The sequence below is a fragment of the Microcoleus sp. BM001215392 genome (assembly GCF_036700185.1).
In the GTDB taxonomy this organism is placed as follows: domain Bacteria; phylum Cyanobacteriota; class Cyanobacteriia; order Cyanobacteriales; family Microcoleaceae; genus Microcoleus.
Window position 1 is genome coordinate 1 of the sequence record NZ_JAUBOJ010000584.1, and the last position, 2,967, is coordinate 2,967.

At 41.2% G+C, this 2,967-nt stretch carries 4 protein-coding genes; 1 reads left to right on the forward strand and 3 read right to left on the reverse strand.

The features are described from left to right. The first annotated feature begins 67 nt into the window (after window positions 1-67). Window positions 68-964: a transposase family protein gene (locus QT974_RS32975; protein ID WP_333472576.1), complete on the forward strand. Its 897-nt coding sequence runs from the start codon at window positions 68-70 to the stop codon at window positions 962-964. A gap of 141 nt (window positions 965-1,105) precedes the next feature. Here the strand turns inward: QT974_RS32975 and QT974_RS32980 are convergent, their stop codons facing one another. The 3 genes from QT974_RS32980 to QT974_RS32990 form a co-directional block, all read right to left on the reverse strand. Further along, window positions 1,106-1,306 (reverse strand): hypothetical protein, encoded by a 201-nt coding sequence (locus tag QT974_RS32980; RefSeq protein WP_333472577.1) that lies wholly within the window; start codon window positions 1,304-1,306, stop codon window positions 1,106-1,108. A 33-nt stretch (window positions 1,307-1,339) separates the two neighbouring features. Further along, on the reverse strand, window positions 1,340-1,960 hold the full coding sequence (locus QT974_RS32985; RefSeq protein ID WP_333472578.1) for a Uma2 family endonuclease: 621 nt from the start codon (window positions 1,958-1,960) through the stop codon (window positions 1,340-1,342). 44 nt (window positions 1,961-2,004) lie between these two features. After that, a partial coding sequence (locus QT974_RS32990; RefSeq protein ID WP_333472579.1) for a hypothetical protein occupies window positions 2,005-2,967 on the reverse strand: 963 nt, incomplete at its 5' end.

Below are 2,967 nucleotides of genomic sequence, written 5' to 3' on the forward strand. Positions count from 1 at the left end.
TTAGACATCTCCAGAATAGTAACATTCGTGGTAAAATAACATCATAAAGCTTTTTTAACACAGAAACATGAGCGAGATACTAAATCATATTGAAGAGCATCCTAAAGAAACACAGCGATTAATTGGTCTGGATTATGAACAGCTACAACAATTAATTCAAAACGCGGAACGATTACATCATGAAAAACAAGCTTTACTAGAATCAAAGAAAGTTAGAATTATTGCTGGTGGAGGCGGTCGTAAATCAAAATTATCTATGCGTGAACAAATAATTTTAACCTTGGTCTATCTGAGGCATATGACAACCTTTCAACTTCTGGGCATCCAGTTTGGAGTAAGTGAGTCTACAGCTAATGATACGTTTAATTATTGGTTGCCTCAATTGCGAGAATTGCTACCATGTAGCTTACTTGAGCAAGTAAAAAAAAACGCTGCTGACTATGAAATGGTCAAGGAAATACTCACAGAATATGAATTAATAGTAGATACCTACGAACAAGTCAGAGAGAGACCTGGAGATCAGGATGAACAAAAAAAATATTTTTCAGGTAAGAAGAAAAATCATACATTTAAAAGTCAAATAATTGTCATGCCAGATGGTAGAGATATCGTTGATGTTGTGGCAGGGAAACCTGGACCGAAAAGCGATATAACTTTATTCCGAGAAGAACGCTCACAGTTTGACCCTCAACAAAAATTCAAGGGAGATAAAGCTTACATTGGAGAAGCTTTAATGACAACTCCTATGAAGAAACCCAAGAATCGAGAATTAACAACTGAAGAAAAAGAACAAAACAAAGAATTTTCGGGCAAAAGAATCTTTGTAGAACATCGAATTCGCTCCCTCAAAATATTTCGAGTTCTCCAAGAAAGATTTAGGTTAAATCCCCAAAAATATGAGCAAGTAGTGTTGACGATTTGTGGAATAGTAAGGTTGCGAATTAGAGCGCTAATATTACAATGAGAAATATCTGCTACATCATTAGGTTAAAATCAACACACATAACTAGATATTTTGGCTTAATTATCAACAATAAATATCTCAAAGCCTTATTAGAGCGTACAGAGTCGCTAATTTATGATGATTGCATTTACGTCCTACAGCCTAGTTACACAAAGGCTTTAACTGTTTTTGGAGATGTCTTTTGGTTATGCCACCATATCGCCCTGCTTGTTGCTCTTCGAGCAGGCTTTCTCTGGCAGGCTCGGATTGCAACCATTGCAACAGTCGCAGTAAGCCATCTTGGAGGTTCTGAATAGTTGGAACTGGGCTATTTTCGTTAATGGGGGCGGTAATGAGATTCATGGCTGTCACCTTATAGTGAGTAGATCTATGAGATTAGTTATCGGCAGAATCTTCAGGATTGTCTTCAGGAAAAACAACATCTTCATACAGCAGAGAAATCGGACAACGAAAATCAACGCTGGGAAAATCAACTTCTACTTCTGTCTCGTCGGTAGTTGTTGCATCAAGTGAATAAGCCGTGAGTTCCCATTTACCTTTTTCATTGATGCGGTAGCATTCTACATTCAGGCGATCGGCTTCAATCAGAACGTATTCTTTTAAAGTTTCAATTTGACGGTAATTTCTAAATTTTTGGCCGCGATCGAATGCTTCTGTACCGGGAGATAGCACTTCGACAATTAAACAAGGATGATAAATAACTTTACGCGCTCTTTGGTCTTGCGGATCGCAACTCACCATCACGTCAGGATAGTGGAAAGGCCCGTTTTGCGAAACTCCCACTTTGGCATCTGCCATAAAGACTTTACAGCCTTTACCGCGCAGGTGATTTTTGAGTGCAGATGTCAGGTTTACGGCAATTGAGTTATGGGGCAGAATTCCCCCGGTCATGGCAAAGACTTCCCCCTTCATATATTCGTACTTAATGGGTTGTTGTTCTTCCCAGTCTAGATACTCTTGGGGAGTCATGAATTGGAATTTAGGTTGAGCAATCATGTGAAATGTCTCCTATTAATTGAGAAATGAAATAAGGTAAGAAATTACCTAAAATAAAATCGTTGATACGCCTTATCGATATCTGCTGCAAATGTCTCGATTTGACTTCTCCTTGCATTCGGAAATTTTTCACGAAATTGCTTCCACCACATCGTGATTTCACCGTGATAATCTGCTCTTGCTTTGCCAGCCCAAAGTGCCCTATTGCCTTTTACTCCTCTAATATTCGAGGGGGCATCAAAATCCAAATCTTTAAATTCGGGATGATTTCTGTATTCTTGCGGTATTCTGTGGTGTGCATCATATTCAGATGGCAGTGGTTTTTTCCCTTGTTTGATTCGGTCTTGGTTGTAACGCCCCCGATAATCAGACTTTTCAGGTTCTTTAGGTGCTCCAGAAGTGCTTCCACCTCCATATTTTTTGAAAAGCAGTCCAGCAGCACTAGCACCAGCAGCAGCCCGAGCTTCTAGTATATGGACTTCGACCATGATTGCGTCAGCAGTCATTTGGGTTGCTACAGTTGCTCCGGATATGCGCCCCGGAATGCTGCGACCATATCCTTGACCCCACCCAGCCTCCCATGCCATCGCTAACGCCTGTGCCTGATCTCGTGTAGATGCCAGCATGAGACCCCACGCGGCACCCTGTGCAAATGCCACCTCGTCATTGGGGTCATGATGAGTTCCTGTGACTTCCCACGGCATTTTTATAGCAGTTCCTACCATTGTCTGATGTTGTGCCCATCCATACGCTACACCAGCAGCAAAGTATCCAGATTGCTTTCCCTCGTTTTGTACGCTTGAGGGCCAATAATCATCTGCTGAAGAGGAGGAAGAGTTGGGACTGGTATCATCTTTCGGCGCATCCGCTTCAGCTAGCTTTTTTCCTGCCCATTCCATAACCAGTTTGTTCCCTTGCAAAACCAAGCTGGGTGCTGGGGGGGGAGGTGATGGTATAGCAAGTCTAAATGATTCACAAAATTTTATTAAATACAATAGTTGTGGAGT